Consider the following 15,840-nt stretch of genomic DNA (forward strand, 5'->3'; position numbering starts at 1 on the left):
TGAGGTTATCGCCACGTTCATCACCGGCTTTATGCCCGGCAAAGACCTGCTCAATCCACAATATTAACCAGCGGTCAATGCGTAACTTCTAGAGACATTCAACGCAGTGAAATGGCCGGATGAGTTTATTGTTGAATTCAAAGATGGCAAAGAACAAACATTTGTTTCAGCCCAAGGGGTATATTGGGATGATGGTGGCGATTTGGAAGGCAAAAATGAAAACAGAGCAAATATTACATGCGCCTGGAAGAAGAAAAGCCCAAGCCAGCAAAAGTACAAACTCATTGAGTTTTTTGTAGATGAAGTAAAATCATTTAAGAGGGTCTCTGGTGATGTTATTTGGAATCCCAACAAAAACAATGGGTCAGGTCCTGCAATTTTGCATTCGGCATAACACGGCGCTCAACCGGAGCGCGGTCATAATGCGGTTTTATTTTTCAGCTTTTCGGATCGCGCCCGGGTAGCTTTACGTTATGCTGCATCATCACCGAGCGCGGGAACGAATGGTTGAGCTAATTGAGGTTGAGACAGACCGACTTACGCAGTAAGGCGTAATTCATAGGGTGCAATAGCATAGCGTATTGCACCGCATGTTTCTGGAAAAACAAATATGAACATATCCTCTTCAAAACGTTTTAATGGCATTGCTAACGGTTATGCGGCAAGCGAGGTTCACTCAGGCAGCCCAACGCTTGACCGTCTGCATAAACTCCTGCCTGCCGTGGATTCGGTTTGCGATATAGCTAGCGGCGCAGGACACACTGGTCTTGGATTCGCGGATATCGCCCCGCTAATCGTAGCAGTCGATCCCGCACCGAACATGCTTGCACAGGTGCAGCGGCTTGCGGAGGAACGCTGCATTGCGGTCGAGACAGTCGAGGCGTTCGCGGAATCAATACCGTTGGCGTCAGCGTCATTCGATCTTGTTACTTGCCGCCTGGCCGCGCATCATTTCTCCGATCTCCCCAAAGCCATGACGGAAATGACTCGTCTGGTAAAACCAGGCGGCTACGTGGCTATTATCGATATGGAAGGCGACGAAAATCCGGCTCTGGATGCGCTCAATCACGAAATTGAAGTGCTCCATGACCCGACACATGTGCGCTCTTATACGGCAGAGTATTGGCGGGAGATTTTTGAGGTAAACGGGTTAAAAGTTGAAGCATGCGAAAATCGCTGCCGGGAAATTCCCGGCGGCCTGACGGTTAAGCGTTGGTGTGAGTTGGGCGATGAAGCTTTTCAAGCGATACAGGACCGGCTTGCATCAGCCTCTGCGGAAGAGCTGTCGGAACTTGATATTACACGGGATGCCGACGGAGGTTTTCGCCTCCCGATCCGCACTCTACTCGTTCTTGGACGCAAACCTGATGAAGCCCGTGCTTAACATGGCGCTCAAACGCGGCGTTATCGGGTTTGAGAGGCTCGCATGTTGAAACGTCTATTGCTTATCGGCCTGCTTTGCATCCCTATTGCTGCCTGGGCATTCATTAAGCCGGTTCGAATTGTTAAACCTGAATTGTCAGGGCTATCTTGCATCAATGGTACTTTGTGTACGGACGACGTGTCCCGCTTCCGGGAAGCGGCCGAATTATACGACGAGGCTTTGCATTTTGTCGATGCGTCGGTGGGTGCAATCGAGAACAAGCCGCGTGTCATTTTCTGCAACTCCGATGCCTGCTTTCAGGCCTTCAGGTTTAAAAAACAAGCGGGCGTGACTATCGGTACTTTCGGTATTGTTATCAGTCCTCGCGGATGGAAACCGTATTATCTGCGCCATGAAATGATTCACCACCTGCAGAATGAAAAACTGGGCATGATAAAAGCATGGCGTGAACCCAATTGGTTTAATGAGGGGATGGCGTATTCTCTTAGCGAAGATCCCCGTCCAAAATTATCCGAGCCTTTTCAGCAGTACCGTTCTGAATTTGAGGATTGGTATAGGCTGGTAGGCAAAGAACGGTTATGGATAGAGGCCGGTAATTTATGACCCCGTAAAACAAGGGCCGCTATCGCCCCTTACGTTGAGGCTACAATGAAAATTCTCGGTGCAATATTATTCCTGCTCACATTGTCGTTTGCTGTTGCGGCCGAAGAATGTCCCTCGACGCCGCCGAAAATCGACAAGGCCATCCGTCGCCATGTTTCGAAACTAAGAGCGGCTGAATATTGCGAAGCCCGGACCGTCAAGGCGGAAGGCGGGATTACCGTGGCGATCTATACCGCGGAAGGGGCGTGTGCCGGTTTCAATGCTCGCTCGAAACCCGGTACATGTTCAAACAACTGGAGCCGTTATATGGTTGTGCTTGCCGGCCAATGTGTCACACCGCCAATCGAGGTCGGAAGCAAAGGGGACCTGAGCGATACCGGCGTCGAGATTTCGGAGGGGATTATTAAAATTACGGGGCTGGTTGTTGGCCCGAATGACGCAATGTGTTGTCCGTCCGTGCCCGAGGCGAGGCGATTCAAATTTTCGCAGGCGCGCCTGAGCCGGATTAGGCCATAACGGCGAGCCCAAAGCCTGCAATACACCGGACTTAGCGCGAAAAGCCGAGCGGGGCCGATTAGCTCAAATGCTTATCTTTCATTATCAATCAACGCTGGTTTAAACTATTTTTTATCTTAGTCCGGGTTTTTGGTTCCGGTAAGGAAGCGTTAGGTAAGCGGCTGCGCGGCATCGTATCGCTAAATGAAAGGCTGTTTTGAACCTGGCGCTATCTTGGCTATACGATAAACTGCAACAGGTAGGTAACAATGCGCAAAATTATGATTGGTCAAGCCGCTGAAAATATCCCATCTTACGATCTGGCTTTTTTGGATCTGGAGCATCTGGCCCAGGTTGAGTTTACTTCGGAATGTCCGGATCGTCCTGTCGAGTCTGCCTTGCTGCTGACGAAAGATGCGGGCGAGGGATGGCAGGCGGCAAGCCCCGGTGAGCAAACAATCCGTCTTGTCTTTGATCAACCTTGCACTATCGAACATATTTTTCTGGTATTCGATGAACAACAGCAGTCGCGTACCCAGGAGTTTGTGTTGCTTTGGCTGATGGATAAAGAAAGTACTTACCGGGAGATTCTACGTCAGCAATACCATTTTTCTCCCCCGGATACGGCTCGCGAAATCGAGCATTATGAGGTCAGGCTTCATCGGTTAAAGGTGCTGGAATTAAGAATAATCCCGGATATCAGCGGGGGGGACGCGTGCGCCCGGCTCGCGCAGTTGCGTCTTGCCTGATGCCCAGTGAAGTGCGCCATCGTACCGACAGGCTGGATAGCTTTGGCAATACTGCTTATCACCTATCACTTTGCTTAAATAGCACGCCATACCGGCATGGACTGCCGGTATCCAGATCACAGGGATGTGATCTGGGCTTTGCAGTTCCCGGCTTCTCGGCAACTGCTCCAGGCGTTGTTAAGCCACATGGAGGTGGTGGCCGCGATTGCTCCTTGCAATCTTGCGGCATTTCCTCCATTCCTGGAGGTCAATGCAGCTTACGCATGGAGCAGTTTTTTGCCTACCTCCTGCATCCTTGCCGTCGTGGATTCCGGCATAAATCCGTTTGGAACGGATTTGGATAGCCCGGAGTGAATCCCTGCCGGAATGACGTATTGAATACGCTGACAGGTGTTGAGAACTGCCGGTAAATATTTTGTAAGCGCTCCTACGATGCCGCCCCTGATTACGCAACTTGTGCCGTCGGTTGTAGGGTAATTTTTAAAAGCTCATCTGTTTACTAAGGCATAAGACCGCAAAGACACTAAATTTTTACTTTAGCTTTTCTTCATGTTCTTCGTGGTAAATTAATTTTTTGTGTTTAATTATTTGAATTTATTTGGTTTTGTATTTATATTCGCCAAACTTTAAGATCCAAGCTGAGAGGTTGATATGTGTAAACGGCTGATTGTTTTGTTCATGATGACTATTTTGTCCGGCTGCGGTTACAACACGTTGCAGTCCGGCGATGAGGGTATTAAGGCTGCATGGGCGGAAGTGCTGAACCAGTACCAGCGCCGCGCCGATCTGGTGCCTAATCTGGTGAATGCGGTTAAAGGCTATGCCTCTCATGAAAAGGATGTATTGACGCAAGTGACCGAGGCTCGCGCCAAGGTCGGGGCTATGCAGGCCACGCCGAAGCTGGTTGATGATGAGCAGGCGTTCCAGAAGTTTATCGCCGCTCAAGGACAAATGACCGGTGCAATCTCGCGATTGCTGGCAGTGGCGGAAAGCTATCCGCAATTGAAAGCCGATAGTCTGTTCCGCGATTTACAAGCGCAATTGGAAGGCACGGAAAACCGGATTACCGTGTCGCGCAATCGCTATATTGCTGCGGTCAAGGATTACAATATTACCGTGCGCTCTTTCCCGTCCAATCTTACTGCGATGATGTTCGGCTACAAGCCTAAACCAAGTTTTGCCGTAGAAAACGAGCAAGCTATCTCAACGCCTCCTGTGGTTGATTTTGGTGCGCCTGCAACGGTTGGCGGGCATTAGAATGTCGGTTGCGTTATATCCTCGTATTTGTTGCGGACTTGGAGTTTTGCTGCTGTTGTTTTGCCTGGAGGCTTGGGCAGTAGTCGGTGTTCCTGAATTATCAAGTCGCGTCACCGATCTTACCGGCACGCTTAGTGCCGGACAGGTGTCCGAATTGGAGAATAAGTTGGCGGCGTTCGAAGCCAAGAAAGGTTCCCAGATTGCGGTGCTGATTGTGCCTACCACGCAGCCTAAAGATATAGCCGAGTTCGGCATAGAGGTTGCCGATCTGGCGCAAATCGGTCGTAGAGGCATTGATGACGGTGTTATCCTGATAGTGGCTAAAGACGATCGAAAATTGCGTTTGGAAGTCGGCTACGGGCTGGAGGGTGTTATTCCCGATGCGGTTGCTAAGCGGATCATAGCGGAAACAATTACCCCGCATTTTAAAGAAGGCGATTATGTGGGAGGGATTAATGCGGGAGTTGATCAGTTAATGACGCTAATCGAGGGAGAAGCTTTACCGGCACCGGCTGAGCGTTTGGCCGATAGCCAAAATGAAGGGAGTTTCATAGTCATTTTGATCGGCGGTTTAATTGCAGGTTTTGCGCTATCGGCCATAGTAGGCCGCGTAATGGGAGGCATGCTGGCAGGATTGGGTAGCGGTATAATCGCGGCATTGTTTTTGGGATTGGCTTTTTCGGTGGCATTGTTTATCGGCTTAATGATTTTTTTTATCGTCGGAGGGGCTCGGTCAACGGGGAGACGCGGTTGGTATGATAGCGGCGGTTTTGGCGGCGGTAGCAGTGGTTCATGGGGCGGGGGTGGCGGCCGCTTTGGCGGAGGAGGCGCATCGGGATCATGGTAAATATGAAACGTTGGTTTCGTCATGCGTTTATGCCTCCGTGGCGCTTGCGTATGTCGTTTTCTAAAGATGTGCTTGAGCGGATAGAAAAAGCTATTAAGCATTCCGAATATCAGCATCGCGGCGAGCTTCGTTTTGCCGTTGAAGATGCGCTTGCGCTGGGGCATGTTTGGCGCGGCATATCGGCCCGTCAGCGTGCGCTAGAAGTATTTTCAAATTTGCGGGTTTGGGATACTGAATATAACAGCGGCGTTTTAATTTATTTGTCGTTGGCGGACCGGGAAGTTCATATTGTTGCTGACAGGGGAATTGCCAAGTGTGTGGCGCAAGCCGAATGGGATGCGATAGCAACGGCTATGCAGGAAGAATTCCGGCGCGGTGATTTTTTGAGTGGAACTTTGCAAGGCATTGACCGCATCACGATGTTGTTGGCTACGTATTTTCCAGGCAATGGAAGTAATCCCAATGAGCTTTCCAATAAGCCTGTTGTCGTTAAGCATTAATGTAGTGTGTTTCTTTAATTAACTGCTTTATTGAGTAAAAATATGGTTTCTTAATCTTATTTGCTTATGTAGGGCAGTTATTTAGGAATTGACGAATTCGTTGTTTCCATATAATATTGCGCGGTTATGTTAGCTCGATTACCTGAATTTATAGACCCTTTGCACTTGGCTGATAAGCGTGGTGAATTAAAAGGGCAAATACCTGTAAGTAAATTGGATCGCTTGGCGGATATACTGTTTAGCGATACAGGAGCGGTGGCTGTTGAACTTTATTTTGGCCGTGAAGGAAAATTGGCTAAAGTTGAAGGGCAAATAGAAACTGTTCTGGAACTTGAATGTCAAAATTGCTTGCAAATGTTGCAATGGCCTATCAAGCATGCCATTAAATTGGGTATTGTTACTTCACTGGATCAAGCGGACAGATTGCCTGAGGATTATGAACCATTGTTAATCGATGAGGGGAAAATCCTTTTAAAGAATATTGTTGAAGACGAACTGTTACTTGTTTTGCCTACATTTCCCAAACATCCGCACAATTGTCTTGTCCAAGAGACGGATAATTCTGAGGTGGATTTTTCACAAAATGAACAACAGGCGCCTAAACAAAACCCTTTTTCCATCTTAGCCAAATTAAAAAATACTGGAGATTTATAATGGCCGTACAAAAAAGTAAAGTAACGCGTTCAAGGCGCGGTCAACGTCGTTCACACGATGCGTTAACAGGTAGAACTTTGTCTCAGGATCCAATGACAGGTGAAACTCATATTCGTCATCATGTTACACCGGATGGCTTTTTTAAAGGTCGCCAAATTGTAAACAGCGTCGACGAAGATTAATAAATCTTTTTACCTTAGCATCATGAATGCCGAAGTTGATCAAATCAGGTCAGGTTCGGCTTTTTTATAATAACTCAGGAGTCATCCGTAAGCGTGAGCCTAACAATTTCGATTGATGCAATGGGCGGGGATTACGGTCCTGAAGTCACCATTCCGGCGTCATTGGATTGTTTAAAGAACAATCCAGATTTAAAACTAATCTTAGTGGGCGATGAGGCGGTTCTCAAACCTCAGTTAGCCCAGGCATTAATTGATTACCAAGACAGACTCGTTATTCAGCACGCGTCCCAGTGTGTCGGAATGGATGAGTCTCCATCCAAGGCATTAAAAAATAAAAAAGACTCGTCAATGCGGGTTGCCATCAATTTGGTTCATGAAGGACGTGCTGACGCCTGCGTGAGCGCCGGCAACACCGGGGCTTTAATGGCTACGGCCCGTTTTGTGCTCAAAATGATTCCCGGCGTTGACCGGCCTGCCATTATTTCCACGTTGCCGTCAATTAATGGTCATACCCATGCGCTTGATTTGGGCGGAAATGTGGATTGTACTGCGGAGCATCTTTTCCAATTTGCAGTGATGGGCGCCGAGTTGGTTAAAGCTGTTGAAAATATTGATGATCCCAAAGTGGGACTGTTAAATATTGGCGAAGAAGATGTTAAAGGTAATGAGCAAGTTAAAGCGGCTGCAAAATTACTGGAGAATTCATCGTTAAACTACATAGGATACGTAGAGGGTGACTCTTTAAATGCCGGCCATGTCGAAGTGGATTTAATTGTTGCCGACGGGTTTGTCGGCAATGTCGCGCTTAAGTCTATTGAAGGCGCGGCAAAAATGATCGCCACTGCATTAAAAGAGGCTTTTAGCAGAAATGTTTTAACCAAACTGGCCGGATTGCTGGTTTATCCGGTGCTCAAGTCATTTAAAAAACGTATTGATCCGCGCCTATATAATGGGGCGAGCTTTTTAGGATTGCGCGGTTTGGTTATTAAAAGCCACGGCGGTGCTGATGTGCTGGCGTTCAAGACAGCTATTCATCTTGCCGAAGTTGAAGTAAAAAAAGATGTCATTAGAAAAATAAGTGAGCAAGTCGAAAAGACTTTAGCTCAGAGAGGGAATGCATGACTCGTTATTCAAGAGTAATCGGTACCGGTGGTTATTTGCCTGAAGAGGTTCGGACCAACGAGCAAATATCGCAGACGGTAGATACTTCCGATAGCTGGATTATTGAACGAACCGGCATTAAGAGCCGTCGTATTGCAGGCGCTGACGAGACGGCCTCGAGCATGGCTGAGATTGCTGCGAGGCAAGCTATAGAGGCGGCGGCTTGCGATCCCGAAGAAATTGATTTGATTATCGTTGCGACCGGAACGCCTGATCGTGTTTATCCTAGTACCGGCTGTTTATTGCAGCAGCGCCTGGGGATTAAAAACTGCGTCGCTTTTGACGTGCAGGCCGCCTGTTCGGGTTCAATTTTTGCGTTAAGCATTGCCGATCAATATATTAAATCCGGCGCGGCCAAGAAAGTTTTGGTTGTTGGTTCGGAGATATGTTCGCGCCTTGTTGACTGGACGGACCGGGGTACCTGTATTTTGTTCGGTGACGGTGCTGGGGCAGTATTGCTGGGGACATCGGATGAGGCCGGTATTTTATCGACCCATATTCATTCCGACGGTGAATTCGAAGATTTGCTGTATTGTCCGAATCCTCAAGTTGCTACCGAGGCAAGTAAAGATGAAACCGGCTATATTAAAATGCGCGGCAACGAAGTGTTCAAAGTGGCAGTCAATACACTGGGACGGATAGTTGATGAAACTTTGACTGCAAATAACATGCAGCAGTCCGATGTTGACTGGCTGGTTCCCCATCAAGCAAACATGCGAATTATTGCTGCGACGGCAAAAAAACTAAAAATGTCCATGGATCATGTCATTTTAACCCTTGAAAATCAGGGTAATACCTCGTCTGCATCCGTGCTGCTCGCCCTCAATGAGGGAGTTAGAGACGGTCGTATTCAGCGAGGGCAAGTCGTTTTGCTTGAAGCATTTGGGGCGGGATTCACTTGGGGTTCTGCATTAATTAAATACTAAATAACGAAATGAATAACCAAACTTATAATTTAGCTTTTGTTTTTCCCGGTCAGGGATCGCAATCGGTCGGTATGTTGGCTGGTTTGGCCGCCAGTTATCCTGAGGTGAAGCATGTTTTTGAACGGGCATCCGATGCGTTAGGCAGGAATTTATGGTCTATTGTCTCGGAAGGTCCGGTAGAAGAGCTTAATCAAACACATAATACGCAACCGGCAATGTTGGCCGCCGGTGTGGCTGTTTGGGATATTTGGTGTAAACACAGCAATATTCGTCCCGCATGGATGGCGGGGCACAGTTTGGGTGAATATACTGCTCTGGTTTGTTCCGAGGCTATGTCTTTTGAAGACGGCATAAAACTCGTTGCAACAAGAGGGCAGCTAATGCAAGAGGCAGTGCCTCATGGTGCCGGTGCAATGGCGGCAATTTTAGGACTTGAGGATCATCAGATCGTTCAAATTTGTGCTAATGCGGCCGAGAACGAAATAGTTTCAGCAGTTAACTTCAATTCTCCTGGGCAAGTGGTTATTGCCGGTAATGTTGCCGCCGTTGAGCGGGCAATGCTTGCGGCGAAAGCAGCCGGAGCTAAACGGGCCGTGTTATTGCCGGTTAGTGTTCCTTCTCATTGCGCATTAATGGAGCCGGCGGCACAAAAACTGGATGAGCAATTGCAGCATACCGTGATTGATACGCCAAAGATGACGTTGATTCATAATGTGGACGTCGCATCACATAGTGCGCCTGAGGTCATTCGTAACGCATTAAGGGAACAGCTTTATAAGCCGGTGCGCTGGGCCGATAGTATCAAGTTTATGCATGACCAGGGCGTTACCTGTTTTGTTGAATGCGGTCCTGGGAAAGTGTTGGTCGGTCTGAACAAGCGCATTGCCAAGGATGCCGAACAATTATCTATTTACGACCCGGAAACATTAAATATAGCTTTGGAGCAACTCAATGGGTAAAAAAGTAGCTTTAGTAACGGGTGCCAGTCGAGGCATCGGTCGGGCAATCGCAGAAAGATTGGCTCAGGACGGTTTTTTTGTTGTCGGTACTGCTACAACCGATAACGGCGCTGATTCAATCTCCGCCTATCTGGGTGAGCAAGGCAAGGGGCTAAGGCTTGATGTCGCGAATCCGGAATCAATTGAAGAAGTCATGAAAACTGTTAATGACGAGTTCGGCGTGCCTGCCGTATTGGTTAACAATGCCGGCATCACTCGCGATAATTTATTGATGCGGATGAAAGACGAAGAGTGGGACGATATTATCAATACCAATCTGACCTCGGTTTTTCGTATGAGCAAGGCAGTACTGCGCGGTATGATGAAAGCCAAAGCAGGACGTATCATTAATATTTCATCCGTAGTTGGCGCGACCGGTAATGCGGGGCAAGCGAATTACGCGGCAGCAAAGGCCGGAATGGTCGGGTTTGCCAAGTCTATGGCTAAAGAAGTCGGTTCGCGCAATATTACTATTAATACTGTATCGCCCGGATTTATCGATACTGATATGACCAAGGAGTTAAGCGACGATATTAAAAGCTCCTTGTTATCTTCTATTCCGCTGTCCCGTTTAGGACAAGCCGAAGAAATCGCGCATACGGTTTCGTTTTTGGCGTCTGAGGGCGCGGCTTATATTACGGGTGAGAACATTCACGTAAACGGTGGTATGTTCATGCCGTAGAGATGTTGGCTATATAGGCTATATTAGTATGATCATGCCTTTATATTGTGACATTATCGCAATATAAAGTATAATTGCCCCGCCGTCTGGAATTTCCGGAGACGGGATTTCAAATAAAATTAATAACAATACTATTGTAAGTCTCAGGTTGAATACTGGAGAATTTACATTGTTTGAGGACAATAATTATGAGTAACATTGAAGAACGAGTAAAAAAGATTGTTGCAGAACAATTGGGTGTTAAAGAAGATATCGCTACCGATGCTTCATTCGTAGATGATCTAGGTGCTGATTCTCTTGATACAGTTGAACTCGTCATGGCTCTTGAAGAAGAATTCGAATGCGAAATTCCAGACGATGAAGCTGAAAAAATCACAACTGTTCAGCAAGCTATCGATTACGTAGTAAAAAACGCTTAAGACTAAGCTTTAGTTGACGAGCTTGTAGGTGGGGTTACGGCTACTACATGGACGCGAAAGTAAAACAACGCACTGAGCGGTTGCCAAACGTAGCGTAGCCCATACTGAGTGCCGCGATGATGAGTCGCAAGCACTACCCGCCTATATAGCTAACTCTTTATCCCCTCCTTTATTTTTCTTACGGTAAATCACATTGAGCAAACGTCGAGTTGTAATAACTGGATTAGGCGCAATCACGCCTTTAGCTAACACGGTCTCGGAAACATGGGACGGTATTATCAATGGTAAAAGCGGCATCGGCCCAATTGATTCCTTCGACATTTCTCCTTTTGCTACTACATTTGGCGGCGTTATAAGAAATTTCGATATCAGCCAATACATTCCCGAAAAGGATGCCAAACGCATGGATGGTTTCATTCATTATGGTATTGCAGCGGGCTGTCAGGCTATTGAAGATTCAGGTATTGAAGTAACCGAGGCTAATGCTGAACGTATCGGAGTTGCTATCGGATCGGGGATTGGCGGTATTACCGGTATTGAAGAATGCTACGCGCTTTACGATAAGAGCGGTCCGCGTCGTATTTCGCCGTTCTTTGTTCCCGGCAACATCATTAATATGATTTCAGGTAACCTTTCAATCAAATACGGATTAAAAGGCCCAAATTTTGCGATTGTTACGGCCTGTTCCACAGGCACTCATAATATAGGCGATGCAGCGCGATTAATTCAACATGGCGATGCCGATGTGATGATTGCCGGCGGCGCTGAGCGTTGCACTACATCGCCAACGGCAATGGGCGGATTTGCTTCGGCAAAAGCGTTATCCCGCCGCAACGACGATCCGCAAGCGGCCAGCCGTCCTTGGGATAAGGATCGCGACGGTTTTGTGTTAAGCGATGGCGCAGGCGTGGTGGTTCTTGAAGAATTGGAACATGCCAAAGCGCGGGGCGCGAAGATTTATGCCGAGTTGGTAGGTTATGGCATGAGCGGCGACGCTTATCATATGACTACGCCTTCACCTGGTGGCGAAGGCGCTGCGCGTTGCATGAGAAATGCATTGCGCGATGCCGGCTTAAACGCCGATGCGATCGATTATATCAACGCGCATGGCACGTCAACACCGGCCGGCGATGTCGGTGAAACTCAGGCAATGAAAGCCGCATTGGGCGAGCATGCTTATAAAGTCGCGGTCAGCTCGACAAAATCGATGATCGGCCATTTATTAGGTGCTGCGGGCGGTATTGAAGCAGTACTGAGCGCATTAAGCATTAAAAATCAAATTGCTCCACCAACCATCAACTTGGAAAACCAGGACCCCGAATGCGATTTGGATTATGTGCCGAATACAGCAAGAGATATGAAAATCGACGTAGCGATGTCCAATTCTTTCGGATTTGGCGGTACGAACGGTTCGTTAATTTTCAAACGGTATGAGTAATTTTCAGTAGCTTGATTACAAAACTGAAAACTATGAATCAAAAAAATGATTCTGATCAATGGTGAAAGTAAAAACCATATTGAAATATCAGATCGCGGCTTTCAATACGGCGATGGACTCTTTGAGACCATTGAAGTTAGAGACGGACAGGCTGTTTTTCTCGAACGCCATTTAGAACGATTAAACTCAGGCTGTCAGCGGCTTCATATCCCGTTTCTCGACACTGAATTGTTACGCTGTGAAGCAGGGAGGCTTTGTCGCGAATGGACCCGCGGTCAACATTCCTTCCGGGCTGTGCTTAAAATTATCGTTACGCGCGGTTCGGGGGGAAGAGGTTATCGCCAACCCGATACGATTCAACCTACTCGCGTATTGAGTCTTCATCCTTATCCTGATTATCCGCAAATATACTCAGAGCAGGGCATAGTCGCACGTATTTGCACGAGCCGTTTAGGCTTGAATCCCTCCTTGGCAGGTATTAAGCACTTGAACCGGCTTGAGCAGGTCATGGCTAGGGCAGAATGGAACGATTCTTCGATTCAGGAAGGACTGATGCTCGATTTCGATGAGCATGTTATTGAAGGAACAATGACGAATTTGTTCTACATCAAGAACAATAATCTTTACACCGCTATACTGACTCAAACAGGCGTCGCCGGCATTATGCGCGGCGTGATAATGATGCTTGCGGCTGACCATGGCCTTTCTGTCGTTGAGCATACCTTCACCAAAAATCAGTTGCTGTCGGCTGACGAGGTATTTGTTTGTAATTCAATTATCGGTATTTGGCCGGTCAAACAAATCGAAAGAACGTACTTTTCAGTGGGACCGGTAACCCGCAATATTCAAATCCAGCTGGATAGGTTTATCAATATGGAGCTTAACAATGAACAATAAAATCATTGGCTTCATTTTGTTGATTTTAAGTTTTTCCAGCGGCTGGATGTGGATGGATTACCAGACTGCGTTACATAATCCCGCGTTGCTTGATAAAACGGTTACCATAGAAATTGAAAAAGGCGACTCGATTAACCGCATTATCGACAAGCTTGTCGCTGAACAGCTGGCAATCAAACCCTTCTGGTTCAAAGTCATCGCTTTTCAGCTAAACGTACTGAAAAAACTTAAAACAGGAGAGTATGAATTAACTTCCGGCTTGACAGTGCCGCAAATCCTGGCGTTATTCGCCCAGGGAAAAACCAAGCAGCATATTATCACTTTTCCGGAAGGCTGGAGTTTTAAAGAGATACTGCGTGAAATCGAGAAAAATCCCAATCTTGAGCATACGTTAAGCGGTGCCGATTTCGGATGCTTAATGGCTAAGTTCAAATCTGACGTAAAATCGCCGGAAGGCTTGTTTTTTCCCGATACTTATTATTTTGAAAAGCATACGTCCGATGTGTCTTTGCTAAAAAGAGCTTACGACAAAATGCAGCAAGTTTTGCAGCGGGAATGGGGAAGTAAAGCAGAAGGCCTGCCGTTTAAAACGCCTTACGAGGCGTTGACTTTGGCTTCGATTGTGGAAAAAGAAACCGGGGCGGTTTCGGAGAGACCCTTGATAGCCGGTGTATTTATCCGTAGGTTGGAACAGAATATGTTGCTGCAAACCGACCCTACCGTCATTTACGGTATGGGGGAAAGTTATCAGGGCGATATTAAAGCCAAGGATTTAACCACGGCCACACCGTACAATACCTATGTTATTAGCGGTCTGCCGCCAACTCCGATCTCGATGCCGGGACGCGATGCGCTTTATGCCGTGCTGCATCCGGATAAGGGCGATAGCCTGTATTTTGTAGCGCGCGGTGACGGCACGCATGCGTTTTCGGCGAACTTAAAAGACCACGAAGCAGCCGTTGACAAATTTCAAAGGAACAAAAAATGATCCGAGGAAAGTTTATTACGCTGGAAGGCGGAGAAGGCGTCGGTAAAACGACCAACCTGGCCTTTATCAAAGACTACTTAGAGCAGCGTAACATTCCAGTTGTTGTCACGCGCGAGCCTGGCGGTACCGAACTTGCCGAAAAAATACGCCAATTGTTGCTGGATAGTAAAAGTGAAGCGATCTCGGAACAAGCGGAATTATTAATGATGTTTGCAGCCAGGGCGCAGCACATTAAGCATGTGATTGAACCTGCTTTGGCACAAGGAAACTGGGTGTTGTGCGACCGCTTTACCGACGCCACCTACGCCTATCAAGGCGGCGGCCGGAACATGAAAATCAGCGCTATAAAATGGCTCGAAGACTTTGTGCAAGGTTCATTAAAACCCGATTTAACCTTGCTGTTGGATGCGCCGATTGAAGTCGGCATCGCACGAGTCAGGGAGCGCGGAGCGCTTGATCGTTTTGAATTGGAAAAAATCAGTTTTTTTGAAAATGTCAGGCGGGCTTATCTATTGCAGGCCGAACTCTATCCCGCGCGCATCAAGTTGATAAAAGCGAATCAACCGTTAATTGAAGTGCAAAGGGCCATTAGCGATGTTATTCGCACTTTACCGGGCCTGCATCCCTTGAATTGTTCATCGTCTTCCAGACACGGCATTATAAAATGACTGTGCCGCAGCCATTACCTTGGCAACAGCCGCTATGGGAGCATCTTTACGGTTATATCGCGCAGAAACGCATTCCCCAGGCCTTGCTTATTACCGGCCATAAAGGCTTGGGCAAACAGCGGTTGGCCGAGCAGTTTGCGCTGGCATTGCTTTGTGCCGTTCCGCAGCACAACGGTATCGCGTGCGGTCTTTGCAGCAGCTGTGTATTAATCAACGCCGAAACTCACCCCGACTTTATCCGGGTGCAACCCGAGGAGCCCGGCAAAGCCATTACTATCGGACAGATACGCGGACTGATCACCCAATTAACCTTAAAACCGCAGTTCGAGGCTCATCGCGTTGTCATTATCAATCCGGCCGACAATATGAATAATGCCGCGGCTAATGCTTTCTTAAAGTGTCTTGAAGAGCCGACGGAGCGCACGCTGATTATATTAATCAGCGAAAAACCGGGTAAATTGCCGTCGACGATTATCAGCCGTTGCCAGAAACTGGCCTTGGCGACGCCGGATAAAGAAACTGTCGTGGATTGGTTGGCAGAAACATCGTCATGCAGTACCGAGACATTGCGAAATAATGTCGCGTTGGCGCAGGGGGCACCTTTGTTGGCGCTGGATTACCTGAACGACGAAGTATTAATGGTGCGTAACGAGTGCTTCAATGCATGGATCGCGATAGCGAAGCGGCTTAAATCTCCGGTTATCGTCGCCGAAGACTGGCACAAGTTATCGGCGTCGCCGTTAATATTCTGGATGACATCCTGGGTTATCGATTTGATTAAGAGCTCGTATCATGCCCAGGCTCAAAACTTATACAATCCTGACTTGAGCAGCCAGTTGCAAGAACTGTCCGAACGGCTAGAATTAAAAGGGCTTTATAAATTCTACGATTTATTATTGGCAAGCAGGCAACGCCTGGATACTCAGATAAACAGGCAGTTATTGTTTGAAGAACTTTTAATTCAATGGCACGAACTTAACCGGAGAAAATAA

At 47.5% G+C, this 15,840-nt stretch carries 21 protein-coding genes; all 21 read left to right on the forward strand.

All coding sequences use genetic code 11. The features are described 5' to 3' along the window. Window positions 1-106: 106 nt before the first annotated feature. The 21 genes from EKO24_RS20700 (at window position 107) to EKO24_RS20800 (ending at window position 15,840) form a co-directional block, all read left to right on the forward strand. Window positions 107-394 (forward strand): hypothetical protein, encoded by a 288-nt coding sequence (locus tag EKO24_RS20700; RefSeq protein ID WP_127030746.1) that lies wholly within the window; start codon window positions 107-109, stop codon window positions 392-394. Between the two features lie 216 nt (window positions 395-610). Beyond that, window positions 611-1,384 (forward strand): class I SAM-dependent methyltransferase, encoded by a 774-nt coding sequence (locus EKO24_RS20705; protein WP_127030747.1) that lies wholly within the window; start codon window positions 611-613, stop codon window positions 1,382-1,384. A 42-nt stretch (window positions 1,385-1,426) separates the two neighbouring features. Then, the gene (locus EKO24_RS20710) at window positions 1,427-1,987 is read left to right on the forward strand and encodes a hypothetical protein (protein WP_127030748.1); all 561 of its coding nucleotides are present in this window, start codon (window positions 1,427-1,429) and stop codon (window positions 1,985-1,987) included. Between the two features lie 45 nt (window positions 1,988-2,032). After that, entirely contained in the window at window positions 2,033-2,503 is a 471-nt protein-coding gene (locus EKO24_RS20715) for a hypothetical protein (RefSeq protein WP_127030749.1), read from the forward strand. A 248-nt stretch (window positions 2,504-2,751) separates the two neighbouring features. After that, complete coding sequence (locus tag EKO24_RS20720) at window positions 2,752-3,231, forward strand: hypothetical protein (protein ID WP_127030750.1); 480 nt, start codon at window positions 2,752-2,754, stop codon at window positions 3,229-3,231. Window positions 3,232-3,327: 96 nt separating this feature from the next. Then, window positions 3,328-3,585: a hypothetical protein gene (locus EKO24_RS20725; RefSeq protein ID WP_136949114.1), complete on the forward strand. Its 258-nt coding sequence runs from the start codon at window positions 3,328-3,330 to the stop codon at window positions 3,583-3,585. Between the two features lie 297 nt (window positions 3,586-3,882). Beyond that, window positions 3,883-4,488: a LemA family protein gene (locus EKO24_RS20730; RefSeq protein WP_127030752.1), complete on the forward strand. Its 606-nt coding sequence runs from the start codon at window positions 3,883-3,885 to the stop codon at window positions 4,486-4,488. 1 nt (window position 4,489) lies between these two features. Then, window positions 4,490-5,335, forward strand: a complete 846-nt coding sequence (locus EKO24_RS20735; protein WP_143733273.1) for a TPM domain-containing protein — start codon at window positions 4,490-4,492, stop codon at window positions 5,333-5,335. A 2-nt stretch (window positions 5,336-5,337) separates the two neighbouring features. After that, window positions 5,338-5,835: a TPM domain-containing protein gene (locus tag EKO24_RS20740; RefSeq protein WP_241674743.1), complete on the forward strand. Its 498-nt coding sequence runs from the start codon at window positions 5,338-5,340 to the stop codon at window positions 5,833-5,835. Window positions 5,836-5,961: 126 nt separating this feature from the next. Continuing rightward, complete coding sequence (locus EKO24_RS20745; protein ID WP_127028728.1) at window positions 5,962-6,489, forward strand: YceD family protein; 528 nt, start codon at window positions 5,962-5,964, stop codon at window positions 6,487-6,489. Next, window positions 6,489-6,671 carry a 50S ribosomal protein L32 gene (rpmF, locus tag EKO24_RS20750; RefSeq protein ID WP_127028727.1) on the forward strand — a complete coding sequence of 61 codons (183 nt, stop codon included), beginning with the start codon at window positions 6,489-6,491 and terminating at the stop codon, window positions 6,669-6,671. Before EKO24_RS20745 ends, rpmF begins: the two co-directional genes overlap by 1 nt. Before the next feature lie 93 nt (window positions 6,672-6,764). Next, window positions 6,765-7,793, forward strand: a complete 1,029-nt coding sequence (plsX, locus tag EKO24_RS20755; RefSeq protein ID WP_127028726.1) for a phosphate acyltransferase PlsX — start codon at window positions 6,765-6,767, stop codon at window positions 7,791-7,793. Next, complete coding sequence (locus EKO24_RS20760) at window positions 7,790-8,758, forward strand: beta-ketoacyl-ACP synthase III (RefSeq protein ID WP_127028725.1); 969 nt, start codon at window positions 7,790-7,792, stop codon at window positions 8,756-8,758. Before plsX ends, EKO24_RS20760 begins: the two co-directional genes overlap by 4 nt. 8 nt (window positions 8,759-8,766) lie before the next feature. Beyond that, window positions 8,767-9,717 (forward strand): ACP S-malonyltransferase, encoded by a 951-nt coding sequence (fabD, locus tag EKO24_RS20765; RefSeq protein ID WP_127028724.1) that lies wholly within the window; start codon window positions 8,767-8,769, stop codon window positions 9,715-9,717. Continuing rightward, window positions 9,710-10,438, forward strand: a complete 729-nt coding sequence (gene fabG / locus EKO24_RS20770) for a 3-oxoacyl-ACP reductase FabG (RefSeq protein WP_127028723.1) — start codon at window positions 9,710-9,712, stop codon at window positions 10,436-10,438. The genes fabD and fabG overlap by 8 nt, the downstream gene beginning before the upstream one ends. Before the next feature lie 188 nt (window positions 10,439-10,626). Continuing rightward, window positions 10,627-10,857: an acyl carrier protein gene (gene acpP / locus EKO24_RS20775; RefSeq protein WP_006890004.1), complete on the forward strand. Its 231-nt coding sequence runs from the start codon at window positions 10,627-10,629 to the stop codon at window positions 10,855-10,857. 193 nt (window positions 10,858-11,050) lie between these two features. Then, a complete protein-coding gene (fabF, locus tag EKO24_RS20780) occupies window positions 11,051-12,295 on the forward strand; it encodes a beta-ketoacyl-ACP synthase II (protein WP_127028722.1) in 1,245 nt (414 codons plus the stop codon). A 45-nt stretch (window positions 12,296-12,340) separates the two neighbouring features. Continuing rightward, complete coding sequence (gene pabC / locus EKO24_RS20785; RefSeq protein ID WP_127028721.1) at window positions 12,341-13,192, forward strand: aminodeoxychorismate lyase; 852 nt, start codon at window positions 12,341-12,343, stop codon at window positions 13,190-13,192. Further along, entirely contained in the window at window positions 13,182-14,180 is a 999-nt protein-coding gene (gene mltG, locus EKO24_RS20790) for an endolytic transglycosylase MltG (RefSeq protein WP_127028720.1), read from the forward strand. Before pabC ends, mltG begins: the two co-directional genes overlap by 11 nt. After that, a complete protein-coding gene (gene tmk / locus EKO24_RS20795) occupies window positions 14,177-14,848 on the forward strand; it encodes a dTMP kinase (protein WP_127028719.1) in 672 nt (223 codons plus the stop codon). The genes mltG and tmk overlap by 4 nt, the downstream gene beginning before the upstream one ends. Next, window positions 14,845-15,840 carry a DNA polymerase III subunit delta' gene (locus EKO24_RS20800; RefSeq protein ID WP_127028718.1) on the forward strand — a complete coding sequence of 332 codons (996 nt, stop codon included), beginning with the start codon at window positions 14,845-14,847 and terminating at the stop codon, window positions 15,838-15,840. Before tmk ends, EKO24_RS20800 begins: the two co-directional genes overlap by 4 nt.

The sequence above is a fragment of the Candidatus Methylobacter oryzae genome (genome assembly GCF_003994235.2).
Classification (GTDB): Bacteria; Pseudomonadota; Gammaproteobacteria; order Methylococcales; family Methylomonadaceae; genus Methylobacter_A; species Methylobacter_A oryzae.

Excerpts from the sequence above, each read along its gene's own strand:
- EKO24_RS20705 (WP_127030747.1), top strand. The coding sequence starts at position 611 with ATGAACATATCCTCTTCAAAACGTTTTAATGGCATTGCTAACGGTTAT.
- fabD (WP_127028724.1), top strand. The coding sequence starts at position 8,767 with ATGAATAACCAAACTTATAATTTAGCTTTTGTTTTTCCCGGTCAGGGA.
- EKO24_RS20760 (WP_127028725.1), top strand. The coding sequence starts at position 7,790 with ATGACTCGTTATTCAAGAGTAATCGGTACCGGTGGTTATTTGCCTGAA.
- EKO24_RS20745 (WP_127028728.1), top strand. The coding sequence starts at position 5,962 with ATGTTAGCTCGATTACCTGAATTTATAGACCCTTTGCACTTGGCTGAT.
- EKO24_RS20720 (WP_127030750.1), top strand. The coding sequence starts at position 2,752 with ATGCGCAAAATTATGATTGGTCAAGCCGCTGAAAATATCCCATCTTAC.
- EKO24_RS20710 (WP_127030748.1), top strand. The coding sequence starts at position 1,427 with ATGTTGAAACGTCTATTGCTTATCGGCCTGCTTTGCATCCCTATTGCT.
- fabG (WP_127028723.1), top strand. The coding sequence starts at position 9,710 with ATGGGTAAAAAAGTAGCTTTAGTAACGGGTGCCAGTCGAGGCATCGGT.
- EKO24_RS20730 (WP_127030752.1), top strand. The coding sequence starts at position 3,883 with ATGTGTAAACGGCTGATTGTTTTGTTCATGATGACTATTTTGTCCGGC.
- EKO24_RS20715 (WP_127030749.1), top strand. The coding sequence starts at position 2,033 with ATGAAAATTCTCGGTGCAATATTATTCCTGCTCACATTGTCGTTTGCT.
- EKO24_RS20800 (WP_127028718.1), top strand. The coding sequence starts at position 14,845 with ATGACTGTGCCGCAGCCATTACCTTGGCAACAGCCGCTATGGGAGCAT.
- pabC (WP_127028721.1), top strand. The coding sequence starts at position 12,341 with ATGATTCTGATCAATGGTGAAAGTAAAAACCATATTGAAATATCAGAT.
- acpP (WP_006890004.1), top strand. The coding sequence starts at position 10,627 with ATGAGTAACATTGAAGAACGAGTAAAAAAGATTGTTGCAGAACAATTG.
- EKO24_RS20725 (WP_136949114.1), top strand. The coding sequence starts at position 3,328 with ATGGACTGCCGGTATCCAGATCACAGGGATGTGATCTGGGCTTTGCAG.
- mltG (WP_127028720.1), top strand. The coding sequence starts at position 13,182 with ATGAACAATAAAATCATTGGCTTCATTTTGTTGATTTTAAGTTTTTCC.
- tmk (WP_127028719.1), top strand. The coding sequence starts at position 14,177 with ATGATCCGAGGAAAGTTTATTACGCTGGAAGGCGGAGAAGGCGTCGGT.
- EKO24_RS20735 (WP_143733273.1), top strand. The coding sequence starts at position 4,490 with ATGTCGGTTGCGTTATATCCTCGTATTTGTTGCGGACTTGGAGTTTTG.
- rpmF (WP_127028727.1), top strand. The coding sequence starts at position 6,489 with ATGGCCGTACAAAAAAGTAAAGTAACGCGTTCAAGGCGCGGTCAACGT.
- EKO24_RS20740 (WP_241674743.1), top strand. The coding sequence starts at position 5,338 with ATGAAACGTTGGTTTCGTCATGCGTTTATGCCTCCGTGGCGCTTGCGT.